The 16,532-nt window shown below is 41.5% G+C and carries 17 protein-coding genes; 9 read left to right on the top strand and 8 right to left on the bottom strand.

Annotation, left to right across the window (positions count from 1 at the left end; all coding sequences use genetic code 11):
• Positions 1-2 precede the first annotated feature (2 nt).
• A complete protein-coding gene (gene cmoB, locus V7783_RS11580) occupies positions 3-971 on the bottom strand; it encodes a tRNA 5-methoxyuridine(34)/uridine 5-oxyacetic acid(34) synthase CmoB (protein ID WP_335678844.1) in 969 nt (322 codons plus the stop codon).
• A 15-nt stretch (positions 972-986) separates the two neighbouring features.
• The gene (gene cmoA / locus V7783_RS11575) at positions 987-1,712 is read right to left on the bottom strand and encodes a carboxy-S-adenosyl-L-methionine synthase CmoA (protein ID WP_335678843.1); all 726 of its coding nucleotides are present in this window, start codon (positions 1,710-1,712) and stop codon (positions 987-989) included.
• 117 nt (positions 1,713-1,829) lie between these two features.
• Here cmoA and V7783_RS11570 point away from each other — a divergent pair, with 117 nt between their 5' ends.
• Positions 1,830-2,516 carry a DUF3334 family protein gene (locus V7783_RS11570; RefSeq protein WP_335678842.1) on the top strand — a complete coding sequence of 229 codons (687 nt, stop codon included), beginning with the start codon at positions 1,830-1,832 and terminating at the stop codon, positions 2,514-2,516.
• 197 nt (positions 2,517-2,713) lie between these two features.
• On the opposite strand, the gene V7783_RS11565 is transcribed toward V7783_RS11570, so the two are convergent.
• Positions 2,714-3,970 (bottom strand): adenylosuccinate synthase, encoded by a 1,257-nt coding sequence (locus V7783_RS11565; RefSeq protein WP_335678841.1) that lies wholly within the window; start codon positions 3,968-3,970, stop codon positions 2,714-2,716.
• 122 nt (positions 3,971-4,092) lie between these two features.
• Between V7783_RS11565 and V7783_RS11560 the strand changes: the two genes are divergently transcribed.
• Both V7783_RS11560 and V7783_RS11555 read left to right on the top strand, forming a co-directional pair.
• Positions 4,093-4,983 carry a LysR family transcriptional regulator gene (locus tag V7783_RS11560; RefSeq protein WP_335678840.1) on the top strand — a complete coding sequence of 297 codons (891 nt, stop codon included), beginning with the start codon at positions 4,093-4,095 and terminating at the stop codon, positions 4,981-4,983.
• A gap of 127 nt (positions 4,984-5,110) precedes the next feature.
• Positions 5,111-6,124, top strand: coding sequence for a DUF5924 family protein (locus V7783_RS11555; RefSeq protein ID WP_335678839.1), 1,014 nt, complete (start codon positions 5,111-5,113; stop codon positions 6,122-6,124).
• Positions 6,125-6,184: 60 nt separating this feature from the next.
• On the opposite strand, the gene V7783_RS11550 is transcribed toward V7783_RS11555, so the two are convergent.
• Entirely contained in the window at positions 6,185-6,685 is a 501-nt protein-coding gene (locus tag V7783_RS11550) for a M48 metallopeptidase family protein (RefSeq protein WP_335678838.1), read from the bottom strand.
• Positions 6,686-6,723: 38 nt separating this feature from the next.
• Positions 6,724-7,572 carry a DUF72 domain-containing protein gene (locus V7783_RS11545; protein WP_335678914.1) on the bottom strand — a complete coding sequence of 283 codons (849 nt, stop codon included), beginning with the start codon at positions 7,570-7,572 and terminating at the stop codon, positions 6,724-6,726.
• Positions 7,573-7,785: 213 nt separating this feature from the next.
• On the opposite strand from V7783_RS11545, the gene aspS reads away from it, so the two are divergent.
• The 3 genes from aspS to V7783_RS11530 all read left to right on the top strand — a co-directional run bounded on the left by aspS (position 7,786) and on the right by V7783_RS11530 (position 10,485).
• Entirely contained in the window at positions 7,786-9,564 is a 1,779-nt protein-coding gene (gene aspS, locus V7783_RS11540; RefSeq protein WP_335678837.1) for an aspartate--tRNA ligase, read from the top strand.
• 121 nt (positions 9,565-9,685) lie between these two features.
• On the top strand, positions 9,686-9,895 hold the full coding sequence (locus V7783_RS11535) for a hypothetical protein (RefSeq protein WP_335678836.1): 210 nt from the start codon (positions 9,686-9,688) through the stop codon (positions 9,893-9,895).
• The gene (locus tag V7783_RS11530) at positions 9,895-10,485 is read left to right on the top strand and encodes a pentapeptide repeat-containing protein (protein WP_335678835.1); all 591 of its coding nucleotides are present in this window, start codon (positions 9,895-9,897) and stop codon (positions 10,483-10,485) included. The genes V7783_RS11535 and V7783_RS11530 overlap by 1 nt, the downstream gene beginning before the upstream one ends.
• 40 nt (positions 10,486-10,525) lie before the next feature.
• Here V7783_RS11530 and V7783_RS11525 read toward each other — a convergent pair whose 3' ends face one another.
• Positions 10,526-10,849: a hypothetical protein gene (locus V7783_RS11525; protein WP_335678834.1), complete on the bottom strand. Its 324-nt coding sequence runs from the start codon at positions 10,847-10,849 to the stop codon at positions 10,526-10,528.
• Between the two features lie 172 nt (positions 10,850-11,021).
• Between V7783_RS11525 and V7783_RS11520 the strand changes: the two genes are divergently transcribed.
• Positions 11,022-11,753: an alpha/beta hydrolase gene (locus V7783_RS11520; RefSeq protein WP_335678833.1), complete on the top strand. Its 732-nt coding sequence runs from the start codon at positions 11,022-11,024 to the stop codon at positions 11,751-11,753.
• Positions 11,754-11,808: 55 nt separating this feature from the next.
• Here the strand turns inward: V7783_RS11520 and V7783_RS11515 are convergent, their stop codons facing one another.
• Complete coding sequence (locus V7783_RS11515) at positions 11,809-13,011, bottom strand: bifunctional alpha/beta hydrolase/OsmC family protein (RefSeq protein ID WP_335678832.1); 1,203 nt, start codon at positions 13,009-13,011, stop codon at positions 11,809-11,811.
• Between the two features lie 267 nt (positions 13,012-13,278).
• Between V7783_RS11515 and V7783_RS11510 the strand changes: the two genes are divergently transcribed.
• Both V7783_RS11510 and V7783_RS11505 read left to right on the top strand, forming a co-directional pair.
• Positions 13,279-14,118: an isopenicillin N synthase family dioxygenase gene (locus V7783_RS11510; RefSeq protein WP_335678831.1), complete on the top strand. Its 840-nt coding sequence runs from the start codon at positions 13,279-13,281 to the stop codon at positions 14,116-14,118.
• A gap of 199 nt (positions 14,119-14,317) precedes the next feature.
• Positions 14,318-15,724: a DEAD/DEAH box helicase gene (locus V7783_RS11505; protein WP_335678830.1), complete on the top strand. Its 1,407-nt coding sequence runs from the start codon at positions 14,318-14,320 to the stop codon at positions 15,722-15,724.
• A 61-nt stretch (positions 15,725-15,785) separates the two neighbouring features.
• Here the strand turns inward: V7783_RS11505 and V7783_RS11500 are convergent, their stop codons facing one another.
• On the bottom strand, positions 15,786-16,532 hold the full coding sequence (locus tag V7783_RS11500; protein WP_335678829.1) for a DUF3307 domain-containing protein: 747 nt from the start codon (positions 16,530-16,532) through the stop codon (positions 15,786-15,788).

Here is a 16,532-nt window from a genome sequence, read left to right as displayed (position 1 = left end):
TATTAGGCCTTTGCCGTTAATATAGCGCGCAGCGGTGCTGGGTAGCCTTCAATTGTTTTACTTGTATCGTTTGGATCTAAAAAGTCAATTAGCGATTCGTTTTCCATCCAATCGGATTTGCGCTGTTCTTCAAGTGTGGTGATTGCACAGTCTTTTATTTGCACGTCTTTAAAACCAATACGCTCCATCCAAAGTTTTAGTGCGGCGGTGCTTGGAATAAACCACACGTTACGCATTTTGGCATAACGATCCGTGGGCACTAATACTGTATTTTCATCGCCTTCAATCACTAATGTTTCAAGCACAAGTTCGCCTCCTGGGCGAAGCTGCGCTTTTAACTGTGCCAAAAAGCCGATAGGTGAGCGACGATGATAAAGTACCCCCATCGAAAACACGGTATCAAATGCTTTTAGCTCGGGTAGGGCTTCAACACCAAGAGGTAGCAAGTGTACATTTTCGTCAGGGTTAAAATGCTTGATTGCCTGAAATTGACATAAAAATAAATCAGAAGGATCAATGCCAACCACAAACGCAGCGCCTTCGCCACGCATTCGCCATAAGTGATAACCAGAGCCACAGCCAATATCTAATACTGTGCGGCCTTTAAGTGGTTCAATATGCGGTAGTAAGCGATCCCATTTCCAATCGCTGCGCCACTCGGTATCAATTTCAATACCGTGCACATTAAATGGGCCTTTACGCCATGGCATCATCCGCTTTAATAGATGGATGGTTTGCTTTTGCTCACCTTCAGTCATTTCTCCAGCAGCACCAATTTCTACTTTATCAATGATGTTTACATGGTTAGTAGTCACTTCTGGCAAGTTTTTTAAAACCTTTTGCCATTTTGGTAAATCGCCGTGGCTGGCCTCATTTTGCCAGTGTTTTAACTGGCTAGGCAGTGTTTCTAGCCAGTGACTCAGTGGGCTTTGCGCGATAGCGGCGTAAAATTGGTTAAACCATAAAGACATTACATATTTCCTAAATTACTTAATTGCTACCAGCGAGCAAAAATTAAAACACTGATACCACACTTGGGTTTGACTAAAGCCAATATCAGCAAGGCGCTTAAGGTGAGTGTTTAACGTATCTGGGCGCATAACATTTTCAATGGCGGTACGTTTTTGGCTAATTTCTAATTCTGAATAACCATTGTGACGTTTAAAATCATGGTGTAAATCAATCAGCAAATTGTCGCATTGCTCGTTTTCACCTTTGATTTTTTCACTCAATAACAGCACACCGCCGGGTTTTAAATTGGCGTATATTTTTTCAAGTACCGCAAGGCGCTGCGCAGGTGGAATAAACTGTAAGGTAAAGTTCATCGCAACCACTGAGGCATTTTCGATAGTTAGTTCGTTAATATCACCAAGGGTCACAGTAACGGGGACTTCTGAGCGAAAACCTTGTAAATGTAATTTACAGCGTTCAACCATGGCTTCGGAGTTATCAACTGCAATAATATGGCAATTATCAGTACGAATATTACGGCGCATGCTCAATGTTACTGCACCAAGCGAGCAGCCTAAGTCATACAGGTTTGAATTGCTTTGTGCATATTCGCCCGCTAATTTGCCCATAGTACTGACTATGGTGGCGTAGCCCGGCACCGAGCGCTGGATCATATCGGGGAAAACTTCTACTACATGTTGGTCAAAGCTAAAATCTTTAACCGCTTGCTCTGTGGCATAAATACTGTCTTTTATCGTCACACAAACAGTCTCTTTAAAAAATAATAGGGCTATTTTAGCATTTTATGCTGGATAGTCAGTGATAATTTCAGTAGCTTGGCTAGAATAATGAATAACAAGTATAAAAAGAGATGTTTAATGACTAAAAGTAAAGTAATTAGTACTGATGATATATTGGCAACCCTTTGTCATTCTGTAACTGGGGTATTGTCGTCGGCTAGTGGCAACAGCATTAGCTATTCAGCCATGGTGCAAAAGATCACCCGTACCTGTATGCGACCAGATATTGGCTGCTTTGTGTTATTTGATGGCGGTTTTACCGGGCTTGTTATCACTAACTTTACTTCGCAAGCTGCCATGGAAATTTATCACGATTATATGCGCAGTATGGGTATGCCTGAAGAAGAACTTGCTCATAGCCATTTATCGGATGATGTATCAAATGTGCTCGGTGAATTGATGAACCAAATCGTTGGTGATTTCACCTCAAAAGTACGCGAGCAATTACACACTTCAATTACGCAAAATCAGCCAAAAATGATGGCGATTAATAAGCAAGTGCAAATATCGGTTGATACCACGATGGATAGACCACAAGCACGCCGCGTGACTTTTACTACCAGTAAACAAAACATCTTTTATTTAGAATTAGCGATGGATAAAACTGAGTTCATCAAGCTACACGACTTTGATATTGTTGAAGCGGTAGACCCTGATGACATTATCGAAAACGAAGCGAAGCACAAAGCTGAAAAACAAAAAGCTGCGGACGATGCAAAAGCCAGTGATGCAGATGATGATTTTATGGCCGAGCTTGGTTTGTAAAGTCACGAGCTTTAAAGCTGTAAGTTTTAAGGAAAACAAAAAAGCGCGAGTGTATCTTGCGCTTTTTTTGTGTATCGGATTATTACGGTTTAGCAAAATATTTAAACTACCGCTGATAAATCTAAGATCTGAGCAATGTTAGCGATAATGAATGTTATCCAAGCAGTTTATTTAACCACTTGGATTAAGCTGAGTGATTAGCGGATAATCATTTGCTCACGCTCAGGCCCTACAGATACCATACTCACAGGTACGCCCATCAGTACTTCGATGCGTTCAACATAGTGTTGAGCGGCCGCAGGCAGACTGTCAAAAGTACGACAACCGGTAATATCTTCATCCCACGCTGGCATGCTTTCATATATTGGCGTTAAAGCGGCTGTTTGTGGCCAAATAGGGTTTTCGCTGTGATCGCCTGCATAACCAATACAGATTTTTAAATCTTTCATGCCAGACAGGCAATCAATTTTGGTTAAAGCAATTTCAGTGGCTGCTTGTAATTCAACTCCATTACGGGTTGCAACCGCATCAAAATAACCCATATCACGAGGCCGGCCAGTCACTGCGCCATATTCGTTCGCGCTTTCGCGAAAATTATCTTGCTCTGCCATGGCAGTAACAAGTGTGCCGGTGCCAACAGATGAACTAAACGATTTAGCCACGGCAATAACACGTTCAGGGCGCAGCGCTGGTAAACCGCTGCCAATTCCTGCATAGGCGGCAGTCACGTTTGATGATGTAGTATACGGGTATTCGCCATAGACTAAATCGCGGCCAGCGCCTAGTTGCGCTTCAAATAATAAGTTTGCATCTTGCTTTTGCAACGCTTTTAAAGGCTCTGTAACATTACAGATAAATGCACGCCACGGAGCAGTGACGTCTAATAGCCACTGAGTTATTTGTTCTGCTGTTTGTGAATAATCGCAGCTTGGGTAAAGGGCTTTTAGCTGTGGCATTTTCCAATCAAGCATAAATTGAATGCGCTCTAATAAAACCTCAGGTTGATTTAACCAACCAACTAAAATGCCTTTTTTCATTACGCGATCGCCGTATGCTGGGGCAATACCTTGGCGGGTTGAGCCGTAAGCGGCGTCACCTAAACGTACTTCTTCAAGTGTGTCTTCAAGTGCGTGTAACGGTAAGCACAGGGTTGCACGATCAGAAATACATAATTTTACCTCAACGCCCGCTGTTTTAACTTCAGCGATTTCTTCGCTTAATGCGCCAGGACTTATCACCATACCTGGGCCTAAGACGGCAATACAATCTGGATTAAAAATGCCGCTTGGTAATTGGTGTAGTTTGAACGTACCAAACTCATTCACAACGGTATGACCGGCGTTGTTACCACCTTGAAAGCGAATGCTTGCAGATGCGTTCTCTGCTAAAAAATCGACGATGCGGCCTTTGCCTTCATCACCCCAGTTTGCACCTACAACAACAATTGACGGCATAATTTACTCTCCAAATTGATTGAATGAATATGGTATGCCCACTATCTAAATAAGAGAAATTAATTATAATTATTATCCCGATAAGAATTCCATATCGATTTTAGATAATTAAGGTCATCAAGATGTTAGATATTCATTGGCTAAAAACCTTTGTCACATTAGCGGAACTAAAACATTTTGGTAAAACCGCCAATGCGCTGCATATGACACAGCCCAATGTTAGTTTGCATATTAAGCAACTAGAAAAAATGACACGGGTAAAACTGATCGAGCGTAATCCGTTTAGTTTGACGCAAGCAGGTATACGGCTATTGCAGTCTGGGCAAAAAACCTTGTGGGAATTACAGGTTTGCCAATCTGATTTAAATGCGATTAATGAGCTACGCCAAGGCACACTGACAATTGCCGCCAGTGATATTATTTCTCGATTGTTGTTGATTGAACCGTTTCAGCTATTTAAACGCCAGTTTCCGGGGATTGATTTTACCTTGCTCAATACCACCTCCTCACAAGCATCGACGTTGGTGAAAAGTGCGGAGGCTGATCTTGGTTTTGTTATTGCGCAAAAAGAAAGTGAACCACTGCATTTTACGCAATTGCAGCAAATCAAGTGGTGTGCGTTGGGGGATCATTTACAGCTATGGCAGCAAGCTAAAAATAACAACACTATAACGCTGACTGAGCCGCCAACATTAATTTTACTCGGCCATGATACGCGTACGCGCGAGTTACTCGATAGCGCATTACCGTCATTAAATTTACCTAATTACCGGGTAATGGAAGTGGGCAGTGTGGATGCACAAATTGATTGGGCTGAAGCGGGCTTTGGTGTTGCTATCGTGCCGGAGTTTTCACTGCGCAGTAAAGCAAATTTAACCACCACAGTCACCGCCTTGCCCAAGTTTCCAACCACTAGTTTAGGTTACATTGTGCGGCAAAATCAGGTGCTTTCAAAAGCAATAAAACAATTGTTGTATTGGGTGAGCGAAGAGATCTCGCGTAGTTATCGCTAACCAGCGGTATTTGTTTATTAGTTAATTTTCACAACAAAAAGTGTAAAGCTTTCATGCATATATTAAGATACAGGGCTGGTGGCTTTAAAGCTGCAATTATTACAGACTTATGCGGATCTTCTACTGAATGAGCTATTTTAAAAATTTAATCACAAAATTTATTATGATGATGCAGCAGCGGCCAGGTTTATTGGCGGTATTTGCTTTTTGTAGTGGGGTGGCAAGTTATGTGTTGGTTGAGCGTAAAGAATCATTTTCACAAATTATTGCCATACTGCTGTTAGTTAGTTGGCTATGGTTGATTGTTGATAACTGGTTGCGCGATAAAGTAGAGCAGCGCTTTGGTGTGGCTGTTTCTCCCAATTTTATGCGTTTTGCCCTGCAAATGGTGCAACAAGAAAGCCTATTTTTTGCATTGCCATTTTTTCTCGCGGTGACTTCTTGGAATCATCCGCAAGCTATTTTTACATCCTTAATTATTCTCTGTGCGTTTATATCGGTTGTCGATCCGCTTTACTATAAAAAATTAGCGAAGCACAGCGTGCTCTTTACAGTGTTTCATAACTTTGCGTTATTCGTCGTTCTGTCGGTAATTTTACCTATTTTATTTAATCTCACGACCAGTCAAAGTGTAAAGATTGCATTGATCACCGCCGTTATTTTTACTACTCCTAGCTTAGGTAAATTAATGCCTAACGCCAAATGGTGGCGTTTCCCTCTATTGGTTTTATTGCTAGGTGTTTTAAGTGCCGGTTTATGGCAGCTACGTAGTTGGGTGCCACCTGCAGCACTGCGTTTAACCGACATTACTTTATCGCATCAGGTTGATGTAGAGCAGCGTAAGGCGGTAGGCAGTATTAAGCATTTAGACGCTAACTCATTGCATCAGCAAGGTTTGTATACTTGGACTGCGGTTAAAGCGCCCAGAGGGTTAAATGAAAAAGTATTTCATGTTTGGCTACTTAACAATAAAGTGGTTGATCGTATTGCATTAAATATTAGTGGTGGGCGAGAGCAAGGCTATAGAGCATGGACGCATAAAGTAAACTTCCCAGCAAACTCTGTTGGTAAGTGGCAAGTACAAGTTGTTACCGAGTCTGGCCAGCTAATAGGTTTAACTAAATTTACGGTCACTCAATAAACTTATTTATGAGTCAATCAAACCAATAGAGTGGTCACTGTGTGTTGTAGGCAATAATGTTTACTTTAAATAAGGGTTTTTCCCTTGTGTGACTAACACACAAAATATTCGTAAATCTAATTCGAGCTGATGATACTGCGGCTCCATGTGGCAACATAACTGATAAAAACTTTTGTTATGGTCTTTTTCTTTAAAGTGGGCGAGTTCGTGTACAACTAGGGCTTTTAATAACTCCTCGGGGGCACACAATAAGTCACTGTTAATGGCCAAATCATGTTTACGGGTTTTACCTTGCATACGATAAGTGTGTGTGCCGAGTGCATTAGTGACCATGTCACCCTGCTTTTTAAACGCGGCACGGCCAAACGGCGGGGCATTTTTTAAGTAGCGTTTTTTAAGCTCAGTGGCGTATGCATATAATGATTTGTCACTGGTGATCGTATGTGCATGGGGGTATTTTTTAGTTAAATACGCGCCGTGTTTATCATTATCAATAAGCTGTATTACTTGGCTTATAATTTGTTCTGGGTAGCCTGTAAAATAGCGTTTAAAATCACTCATTCAATTACTTCTTGTTGTTAATTATATTTTAGCGGAATTCAAAATAAACTTGCTTGGCTGGCTTCTTTCTCACCAGTAAAGGGGTTGAGTACTGGATGATCGTAACCTAAATCTTCACAAAATGCCCGCGCTAACAAAGGGGCTTGGCGGTTATCTGCGGTATGAAAAAATACATACGGGTGCTTACCTTCATCAAGCCATTGTTTTACTTTTTTAAGCCAAGGTTGGTAATAACTTTTATAATCGTGCTCTAAATCGGCAATTACAAAGCGAGCCATAGGTTGACTGCCTGTTGCAAGTGCATGTACGGGTAGGTGCGGCTTTTTCTGCTGTGCATCGATAAGTGCCGCAGTGTTAGGTTTTACTGCAAACAGAGCGCGGGTATCCATTGCTATTCGGTTGATGTTGTTTGCAATTAGTAGCTGGTTTAACGCAATTTCCGCCGCGCCTTTTTTAAAAAAATCGTTGTGGCGAACTTCAACGCCATAATTTAAACCGGTAGGCAGTTTTGCAATAAATTGCGCCAGCAAAGGTAATTGCTGTGGGCTAAAGCTGCTAGGCAGCTGCAACATAATTTGCCCAACGCTTGGCAGTATTGGTTCAAACAAGTTAAACCACGCAGTTAACTCATCATCAATATTAGTTAGTTGTAATTCATGACTAAAACGGCGATGAAATTTAAAAGTAAATTTAAAGTCACGATTAACAGCCTCACGCCAGCGATTTAATGATTCAACACTAGGATCGGCATAAAAGCTAGTATTGCCTTCAACGGAGTTAAACACCTGTGCGTATTCGTGCAGCATGTCGGCATTTTTGCAGTGACTTGATAATAAATTGCCTTTCCACGCGGTACTTGACCACTGCGGACACCCTAAATACAACATAAAATGACTAACCGATAGTGTGTTTTTGTAAGTGTAACAAATATCTAGAACGACTGAAAATTGAATGCTTACAGGGCGCTGCGGTGCTCGCATTTTCAAGTAACTTGGGTATAATGCTCCCCCTAAAATGATTTATAAATAGTGGCTTTATCTCCCCAAAAACGTCAAATTCTTAGGGAAAGCGGCTATTAGTCTTAAACTGACAGGAATACTATGCGCTCTATATACTGCGGACAGCTAAATAAAACTCACGTAGATCAAGAAGTTGAATTATGTGGTTGGATCAATAAACGACGTGACCTTGGTGGACTAATTTTTGTCGATTTACGCGATAGAGAAGGTTTAGTACAAGTCGTATTCGATCCTGAAGTTGAAGGCTTAATGGATACAGCGAATAAATTACGCCAAGAGTTCTGTGTACAGCTTAAAGGTGTTGTACGTGCTCGCCCAGATAGCCAAGTAAATAAAGACATGGCCACGGGTGAAGTTGAGATTTTAGGCACTAGCTTAACTATCATCAACCGTTCAGAGCCACTACCACTTGATTTTAACCAAGTAAACTCTGAAGAGCGTCGTTTAAAATACCGTTACCTAGACCTTCGCCGTTTAGAAATGAGTGACCGTATTAAATTACGTGCAAAAGCTAGCAGCTTTGTTCGTCGCTTTTTAGATGAAAATGGTTTCTTAGATATCGAAACGCCAGTACTAACTAAAGCAACACCTGAAGGGGCACGTGATTACTTAGTACCGAGTCGTGTACATAAAGGCAGCTTTTACGCGTTACCACAGTCTCCACAGTTGTTTAAGCAATTGTTGATGATGTCTGGCTTTGACCGTTATTACCAAATCGTTAAATGTTTCCGTGATGAAGATTTACGTGCAGACCGTCAACCAGAATTTACCCAAATAGATTTAGAAACGTCGTTCATGAGCTCTGATCAAGTACGTGGTATGACTGAAAAGATGATTCGCGAAATGTGGCAGTCACTACTAAATGTTGATTTAGGTGATTTCCCAATCATGCCATACGCAGAGGCAATGAACCGCTTTGGTTCAGACAAGCCTGATTTACGTAACCCTATGGAACTGATTGACGTTGCTGATTTAGTTAAAGACGTAGAGTTTAAAGTATTCTCAGGTCCTGCAAATGACGAAAAAGGCCGTGTTGCGGTATTAACCGTACCAGGCGGTGCATCACTTTCTCGTAAGCAACTTGATGACTACACTAAATTCATCGGCATTTACGGCGCGAAAGGGCTGGCATGGATGAAAGTAAACGACCGTGCAGCTGGTGTTGAAGGTGTGCAATCACCAATCGCTAAATTCTTAAATGAAGAAGTGATCAATGAGCTACTTGCGCGTACTAACGCACAAACTGGCGATATCATTTTATTCGGTGCAGATAAGCGCAACACAGTAAACGAAGCGATGGGTGCACTTCGCCTTAAGATTGGTGTTGATTTAGAAATCACTAACCTCAATAGCTGGGCACCACTTTGGGTTGTTGATTTCCCAATGTTTGAAGAAGATGACGAAGGCACATTACACGCTGTGCATCACCCATTCACTGCACCAAAAGACATTGATGCAGCAGCCCTTGAAGCTAACCCAGCAGCTGCTATTTCAGATGCCTACGACATGGTATTAAACGGCTACGAAGTGGGCGGTGGTTCGGTCCGTATTCATAATGCTGATATGCAAGAAGCGGCCTTTAGAATATTAGGTATTGATGCGCAAGAGCAACAAGATAAGTTTGGTTTCTTACTTGATGCACTTAAGTACGGCACACCACCACATGCAGGACTCGCATTTGGTTTAGACCGCTTAGTAATGTTACTTTGCGGCACAGATAACATCCGTGATGTTATTGCCTTCCCTAAAACAACGCAAGCGTCATGTTTATTAACCAACGCGCCAAGTAAAGCCAATGTAGACTCATTGTCAGAGCTTGCTATTAGCGTTGTCGAAAAAGCTGAAAAAGCAGCAGAATAAATGATTAATTAGCACTTAATTTTGCAATTGATTTAAAAACCCTTAGGTGTATGTCTAAGGGTTTTTTTGTGCTTTAATTGCGCTTTAATTTATCGGTTAAATAAAATAATAAAGGAACAATATGTCAATTAATGCGACCCTTTTGGGAACAATCGTTTTAGTTTTGGTCCCTGTATTTGCGCTTGTTAGTTATTTTTTAAGTAAGCGTAAAACCACTACCCCCGTTATTGTTGCCGTTATAGGTGGATTTTTAGGCTTAGTACCTGTGCTTGGGCTTATTTTTATAGCTGTTTTGGCACTTAAGAGTGATTTAGCTAAAGAAGCGGTTTGATGTTTTCACAAAACGATTATTACGATCAGCAATTTGCAAACTGTACGGCTACATCGCAGCGCTTTAGCGACATAGAGTTTGAACAATGCCAGTTTATAGAATGCGACTTTAGTCAAAGCCAATTTAGTAGTTGCCGCTTTATTGATTGTGAGTTTATTAACTGCAACTTGAGTGACTTAAGTTGGAATTACAGCTCACTAGAAGAGGTGAGTTTTAAAAGTTGCAAGTTAAACAGCATTGTTTGGGGGCAAGTCAATTGGCCGCAACTGGCGTTAACTGCACCAGTGAGTTTTAAAGATTGCCAGCTCAGTCATAGCTCGTTTTATGAATTGCCATTAAAAGCCTTGAGAATGACAGACTGTTTTGCCAAGGATGTTGATTTTAGACACGCTAATTTAGCCGCGAGTGACTTTAGCGGTACTGATTTTAGGGATAGTTTGTTTCATCAGACTAACTTGAGTCGCGCTAATTTTGTAGGGGCTACTCAGTTTAATATTGATATAAAAAATAACGATGTGAGTCGTGCCAAGTTTGAGCGATTTGAAGCGCTAAACTTATTGACCGGGCTTGATATAGAGCTGGTGGATTAGCCGCAAATAAAGACGGCTAATCACTTATAATAATAAACGACTAGCAGGCAGGGCCGTTTTTATTACGTGCGCTGGCAAGTGCGCGGGCAATTTCAAGCAGCGCAGGAGAAATATCACTCGCGCCATCTTTAATTAGTTTTGATACATCACCCGATGAATAGAGGCTATCGCGTGGTGATTTAATGCCTAATTCACGCACAAAATCTTTAGTCTTGCCGGTGCTGCCTGTTTCAATAAATTTAAAAATAATACGCTCGTTATTATTTTTAGGCTCTGTTTCTAGCGTTTTGATTTCATCTTGGTAAGCTGCAATTCTGCTTTGTAAAATATCGATACGTTCTTCGATGCTGTTGTATGATTTCATGGGTAGGTACTTTTCTAAATAGAGTGAAGATAATACCGTCATTATCGCACAGTTTTAAAATAATTATTTCGTTCTTTAAACCTCATTCGCTTTTTAGTATCTGTTAGATTGTAATTAATATCGTTAGCTTTAAAATGACTGCAATTAAAAATAAAAATAATTTTTGTAAGTTATGCTGACACGTTCTAAGTATTTGGTGATCCTCTTTTCCTTTTTGGTTAGCGTAAATAGCTACGCAAGCGGTGATGTTATTTTTGATGAGGCTCGCGGCCGTAGCATCCCAATCCATATTACACTCCCTGCACACAGCACTCACTGCAGCCAACAAACAAAATGCCCGGTGGCGTTTGTTAATGCTGGTTATGGGATTGCGCATACTGACTATCAGTTTGCGGTAGATGTATTTACAGCTAAGGGTTATTTAACCACTGCTGTAGCCCATGAACTAAAAAACGATCCTGCGCTTAATTCTAATCCGCCCTATATGACAACTCGAATAGAAAATTGGCATCGTGGGGTCGTGACCCTAAAATTCTTAGTTGAGCAATTATCCGCTAAATACCCGGCGTACGATTTTAGCCAGCTTACTTTATTTGGTCATTCAAATGGTGGTGATATATCTGCACTCTACGCGGCGATTTACCCAAAGCAAGTGGGCCAAATTATCACGCTTGATCATCGCCGCATGTTGCTACCTCGTAATAAAAATATTCGGGTTTTAACGCTACGCGGCAGTGATTATCCTGCGGATAATCAGGTATTACTCAATGAAGATGAATTAGCACAGTATCCGGTTACGCAGATTTCGATAGAGAACTCACGCCATAATGATATGTATGACGGCGGGCCTAAGTGGCTGGTGGATAGAATGAGTAAAGAAATTAAGGCGTTTGTTGCAAATTGAAATATGAAACCAAGCGCGTAAATAGAATAAGTTACCAGTTTTACGCGCTTACTGGCTATTTTACCAGTTCACTGACGATTAATGGCTCATTGTGCAGTGTTTTGTGCACCGGGCATTTGTCAGCGATTTCAAGTAAGCGCTGGCGTTGCTCATCGGTTAAATCGCCTACTAGGGTGATTTTACGAGTGATGGCTTCAAGTTTGTCGCTTTGCTCGCAGTTATCGCAATCGTTATGATAGTCGCGGGTGTGATCTAGCTCTACCTTTACGTGTTCAAGTGGTAAGTTTTTACGACTGGCATACATGCGCAGCGTCATCGCGGTACATGCTCCAAGTCCGGCGAGTAAATGATGATACGGATCGGGGCCTAAATTATTGCCGCCCACTGCTGCGGGCTCATCGGCAAGCCAAGTATGATCTTTGGTGCTGACATGCTGAGTAAATACATGGTCTTTTTCTTCAACTAATACGTTGCCGTTGGTCAGTTTGGCACTGTATTGGTTTTCATCAAAAGCTACATAACGTTTTGCCCATGACGCTATAACGTCTGCTGCGTAATCGGCATCGTCTTTGTTAGTGAGTAGATGGTCGGCGTTATCTAAACTAATAAAGCTTTTTGGATGTTTAGCGCTTGCGTAAATCTTTTCAGCTTCGTTAATACTTACCGTGGTATCAATAGGGGAGTGCATTACTAACAAAGCACGCTTTAATTTACTGATATGGCTGCGGTTGTATTGGGCTATGTCATCGACAAACTGTTTTTTTATTGTGAACTCACGCCCAGCTAAATTGACTTTTGCTTCGCCAGCGGCGTTAATCTCATCTAAATGTGCGGCAAAGTTATGGGTTACATGTTGCGCATCTGAGGGCGCGCCAATGGTGGTAATAGCTTGCACTTCAGTAATGTGCTCGGCTGCTGCTAATACAGCAGCACCGCCCAAACTGTGGCCTATAAGCAGTTGTGGCGCTTTAAAGTGCTCACGTAAATGATCAGCTGCGGCAATTAAATCTTGGATATTTGATGAAAAATTACTGTTAGCAAAGTCGCCATCACTGTTGCCAAGGCCGGTAAAGTCAAAGCGCAGGACTGCAATACCTTGTTGTGTGAGCGCGCGGCTAATGCGCGATGCTGCAGCGATGTCTTTACCGCAGGTAAAACAATGCGCAAACAAGGCATAAAATTTAACATCACTGACAGGTGTTTCAAGCTGACCGGCGAGTGTTAAATCACCACTTTTGAACGAAATTTTTTGGCGCATAGGTTACCTTTTAGGATTGAAAGATTTTAGTGAAATAGGTTATGAAAGAGTAGACCATAAAATTGTGTTTATGATTTCAATTAGTTTCATGCTTTACCTATAACAGCAACGTTTTGATTTGCATCAACTAATAAACGCTTACTCAGTTGAAGAGGACATAAGTCCTTATTTTTTTTTGCCTGTTTTATTATCCTCGCGAAGCGCTACAATGGAGCAACTGCTATGATTAGCAAAGGCTTTTAACAACTTAATTCATTGGATATGAACATGCAATTACCTACCGTTGATTATAAAGCGAGCGATGCGGCCGCTCAATTTGTTGAGTCTCTTAGAAATACTGGCTTTGGTGTATTAAAAAACCACCCAATACCGCAGTCTTTAGTTGAATCAATTTATAAAAATTGGCAGGACTTTTTTAATTCTGAGCAAAAGCATGAGTTTTTATTCTCCAAAGACACCCAAGACGGCTACTTTCCGCCATCGGTATCGGAAGTTGCAAAAGGCTTTACAGTAAAAGACATTAAAGAATATTTTCATGTTTATCCTAATGGTCGCGTGCCGGCACAGCTTGAAGCGGATATTCGTGAATATTATCGATTAGCTAATGAGTTTGCTGCAACGCTTTTGAGCTGGGTACAAGCAGAAGCGCCAGCTGAAGTACGAGCTAAATTTTCAATCGATTTAAAAGATATGATTGCTAACTCTGAGCAAACATTGCTGCGTATTTTACATTACCCACCAATGACGGGTGATGAGGAGCCGGGGGCAATTCGCGCCGCTGCGCACGGTGACATTAATTTGCTGACGGTTTTACCAGCGTCAAACGAGCCTGGTTTGCAAGTGCAAAAAACTGACGGTGGTTGGTTAGATGTGCCATGTGATTTTGGTAGCTTAATCATTAATATCGGCGACATGCTGCAAGAAGCATCGGGTGGCTATTTTCCATCAACCATTCACCGTGTCATTAATCCTACGGGTAAAGCGTCAACTAAATCACGTATTTCGTTGCCATTATTTTTGCACCCGCGCCCCGATGTTGTGCTTTCTGAGCGTTATACCGCAGATAGCTACTTACAAGAGCGTTTACGCGAATTAGGTGTTAAGTAATTAAAATATTGGATAACAACTCTTATTTTATAAAAACGGCCATTGTGCCGTTTTTTGTTTTTAGGCATGCTTAGACAATAATTTTTTAAAGTTTAAGCGTATGGGAGCGGCGCAAAAGTTAATATTCAATGCATTATTGGTCACGATCGGTATAATGCGCGCAACTGGCCACTTTGGCCTTATTTAAAAGAGAGTTTATATGAGTTTTGATGGGTTAGGTTTATCACAGTCTTTAGTTAATGCAGTTTTAGAAAAGGGCTATGAAACGCCAACACCAATTCAGGCTCAAGCTATTCCTGCGATTATTGAAGGTCGTGATGTGATGGCTGCAGCACAAACAGGTACGGGTAAAACAGCCGGTTTTACATTACCGCTGATTGAATCTTTATCTAAAGGGCAAAAAGCCAAAGGTAATCAAGTACGCGCGTTAATTTTAACGCCAACACGTGAGCTTGCATTACAAGTGAGTGAGAATGTTGAGGAGTATGCTAAGCACTCTAATATCAGTTCATTTGTTGTCTATGGTGGCGTTAAAATAAACCCGCAAATGCAGCGCCTGCGCAAAGGTGTAGATATTTTAGTTGCAACGCCTGGACGTTTAATTGATTTACACAATCAAAACGCATTAAAATTTGATAACCTTGAAGTATTAGTGCTTGATGAAGCTGACCGTATGCTTGATATGGGCTTTATTCACGATATTAAACGTATTATCAGTAAACTCCCTGCTAAACGCCAAAACTTAATGTTTTCTGCAACTTTCTCTGACGATATCCGTGCGCTTGCAAAAGGGCTTATTAACGATCCCGTGGAAATTTCAGTTGCAGCTAAAAACACCACCGCTAAAAGTGTTACCCAATGTGTTTACGCTGTTGATAAAGCGCGTAAAACAGCTTTACTAAGTCACTTAATTCGCAGCAATGATTGGCAGCAAGTATTAGTCTTTAGTCGCACTAAACATGGCGCAAACCGCTTAGTTAAGCAACTTGAGCGTGATGACATAGTGGGTGCAGCTATCCATGGTAATAAATCACAAGGCGCACGTGTCAAAGCGCTTGATGGTTTTAAAAGTGGTGAAGTACGTGTACTCGTTGCAACTGACATTGTTGCCCGTGGTCTGGATATTGTAGAGCTGCCGCATGTCGTTAACTATGATTTGCCGAATGTGTATGAAGATTACGTACATCGTATTGGCCGTACAGGCCGTGCTGGGGCGTCGGGTGACGCTATTTCGTTTGTAACGATTGATGATGCGGATGACTTATATGGTATTGAGCGCTTTATTGGTGAGTTGATCCCTCGCGCTCAAGAGGCGGGCTTTGAACCAAGCAATCCAGTACCAGAAAGAGAGCTTGATGCACGACCAACAAAACCGAAAAAGCCGAAAAAAGCTAAACAGCCGTTTTCTAAGCCTAAGTCGGATAGCAAAAAACCAAATAGTAATGGCAGTGGCACAGGTCCACGCCGCGGTGGTTCAGGCAAAAAGCCGGATGCGAATAAAGCCAGTGGTGAGCAAACACAAAACCCATGGGCTAAACGCCAATCTGTAGGTGGCAACTCTCAGCGCCGCCGCCGTCCAAATAATGATGGTTCAAGCAACGGCTAATTGATCAGTTGATTAATAAAAAACGCGCCTACTATGGCGCGTTTTTTATGAGCTTGTAAAACTACAAAGCTTTAAGATAATTAACTGCTAAGCCAATAAATAAAGTCACACTGACACTGAGTAAGGTACCGAGCATCACGTATTCAGTCAGTTTTTTATCTTTACTGGCACTTAAATCACCAAATCGAAACACTGATTTTGCTGCTAGTAAAAAGCCGACTCCGGTAAATTGGTCTAGCAAAATAAATGTTAACATTAATACTCGCTCAAGCATGCCGATGCTTTGTCCTGCTGCTGGTAAACTCCCAGTAGTGCTAAAGCCGGAAGTGATCCGCTCTAACATCATGCGAATGAACACCGCACTTGGCGTTAATACCAATAAATACCCACACACTACCCATAATGTTGCTGGTTGTATTAACCATTGCCAAGCATGTGTGAAAAACTCACTGCTGTCACTTAACCAAATGGCTAATAACAGCAAAATGACTAAATGAGCGAGTTGATCGACAACAAAAGGCACCACCCCTTTATTGGAATACGATTTTGCTAAGTCAATAAAGTAATGAGTGACAATAACAATACTAGTGGCGATACATATAGGCGCAATGGTTTGCCATCCAAAGGTAAACTCCCACCAAGTGACAATAGCTGCGGTGGTCACGCCATGTACTAGCACATGCAAATACAGCTTTTTAGCGCGAAAATGGCGAGTGTTGCGGTTATTGACCCAGCTCATTGGTTGCCAGTAAAAATCAGCTAAAATATGGCCGATAATGAGTGCCACTAATAACAACATAAAGCTCAT

The organism is Pseudoalteromonas sp., from assembly GCF_036960685.1.
GTDB lineage: Bacteria > Pseudomonadota > Gammaproteobacteria > Enterobacterales > Alteromonadaceae > Pseudoalteromonas.
This window is presented reverse-complemented; position numbering and strand designations above follow the sequence as displayed.

Bases quoted from the DNA above. Each gene is read 5' to 3' on its own strand.
- cmoB (WP_335678844.1), bottom strand. From the start codon at position 971: ATGTCTTTATGGTTTAACCAATTTTACGCCGCTATCGCGCAAAGCCCA.
- V7783_RS11570 (WP_335678842.1), top strand. From the start codon at position 1,830: ATGACTAAAAGTAAAGTAATTAGTACTGATGATATATTGGCAACCCTT.
- V7783_RS11565 (WP_335678841.1), bottom strand. From the start codon at position 3,970: ATGCCGTCAATTGTTGTTGTAGGTGCAAACTGGGGTGATGAAGGCAAA.
- V7783_RS11560 (WP_335678840.1), top strand. From the start codon at position 4,093: ATGTTAGATATTCATTGGCTAAAAACCTTTGTCACATTAGCGGAACTA.
- V7783_RS11555 (WP_335678839.1), top strand. From the start codon at position 5,111: ATGAGCTATTTTAAAAATTTAATCACAAAATTTATTATGATGATGCAG.
- V7783_RS11550 (WP_335678838.1), bottom strand. From the start codon at position 6,685: ATGAGTGATTTTAAACGCTATTTTACAGGCTACCCAGAACAAATTATA.
- V7783_RS11545 (WP_335678914.1), bottom strand. From the start codon at position 7,572: ATGTTGTATTTAGGGTGTCCGCAGTGGTCAAGTACCGCGTGGAAAGGC.
- aspS (WP_335678837.1), top strand. From the start codon at position 7,786: ATGCGCTCTATATACTGCGGACAGCTAAATAAAACTCACGTAGATCAA.
- V7783_RS11535 (WP_335678836.1), top strand. From the start codon at position 9,686: ATGTCAATTAATGCGACCCTTTTGGGAACAATCGTTTTAGTTTTGGTC.
- V7783_RS11530 (WP_335678835.1), top strand. From the start codon at position 9,895: ATGTTTTCACAAAACGATTATTACGATCAGCAATTTGCAAACTGTACG.
- V7783_RS11525 (WP_335678834.1), bottom strand. From the start codon at position 10,849: ATGAAATCATACAACAGCATCGAAGAACGTATCGATATTTTACAAAGC.
- V7783_RS11520 (WP_335678833.1), top strand. From the start codon at position 11,022: ATGCTGACACGTTCTAAGTATTTGGTGATCCTCTTTTCCTTTTTGGTT.
- V7783_RS11515 (WP_335678832.1), bottom strand. From the start codon at position 13,011: ATGCGCCAAAAAATTTCGTTCAAAAGTGGTGATTTAACACTCGCCGGT.
- V7783_RS11510 (WP_335678831.1), top strand. From the start codon at position 13,279: ATGCAATTACCTACCGTTGATTATAAAGCGAGCGATGCGGCCGCTCAA.
- V7783_RS11505 (WP_335678830.1), top strand. From the start codon at position 14,318: ATGAGTTTTGATGGGTTAGGTTTATCACAGTCTTTAGTTAATGCAGTT.
- V7783_RS11500 (WP_335678829.1), bottom strand. From the start codon at position 16,532: ATGAGCTTTATGTTGTTATTAGTGGCACTCATTATCGGCCATATTTTA.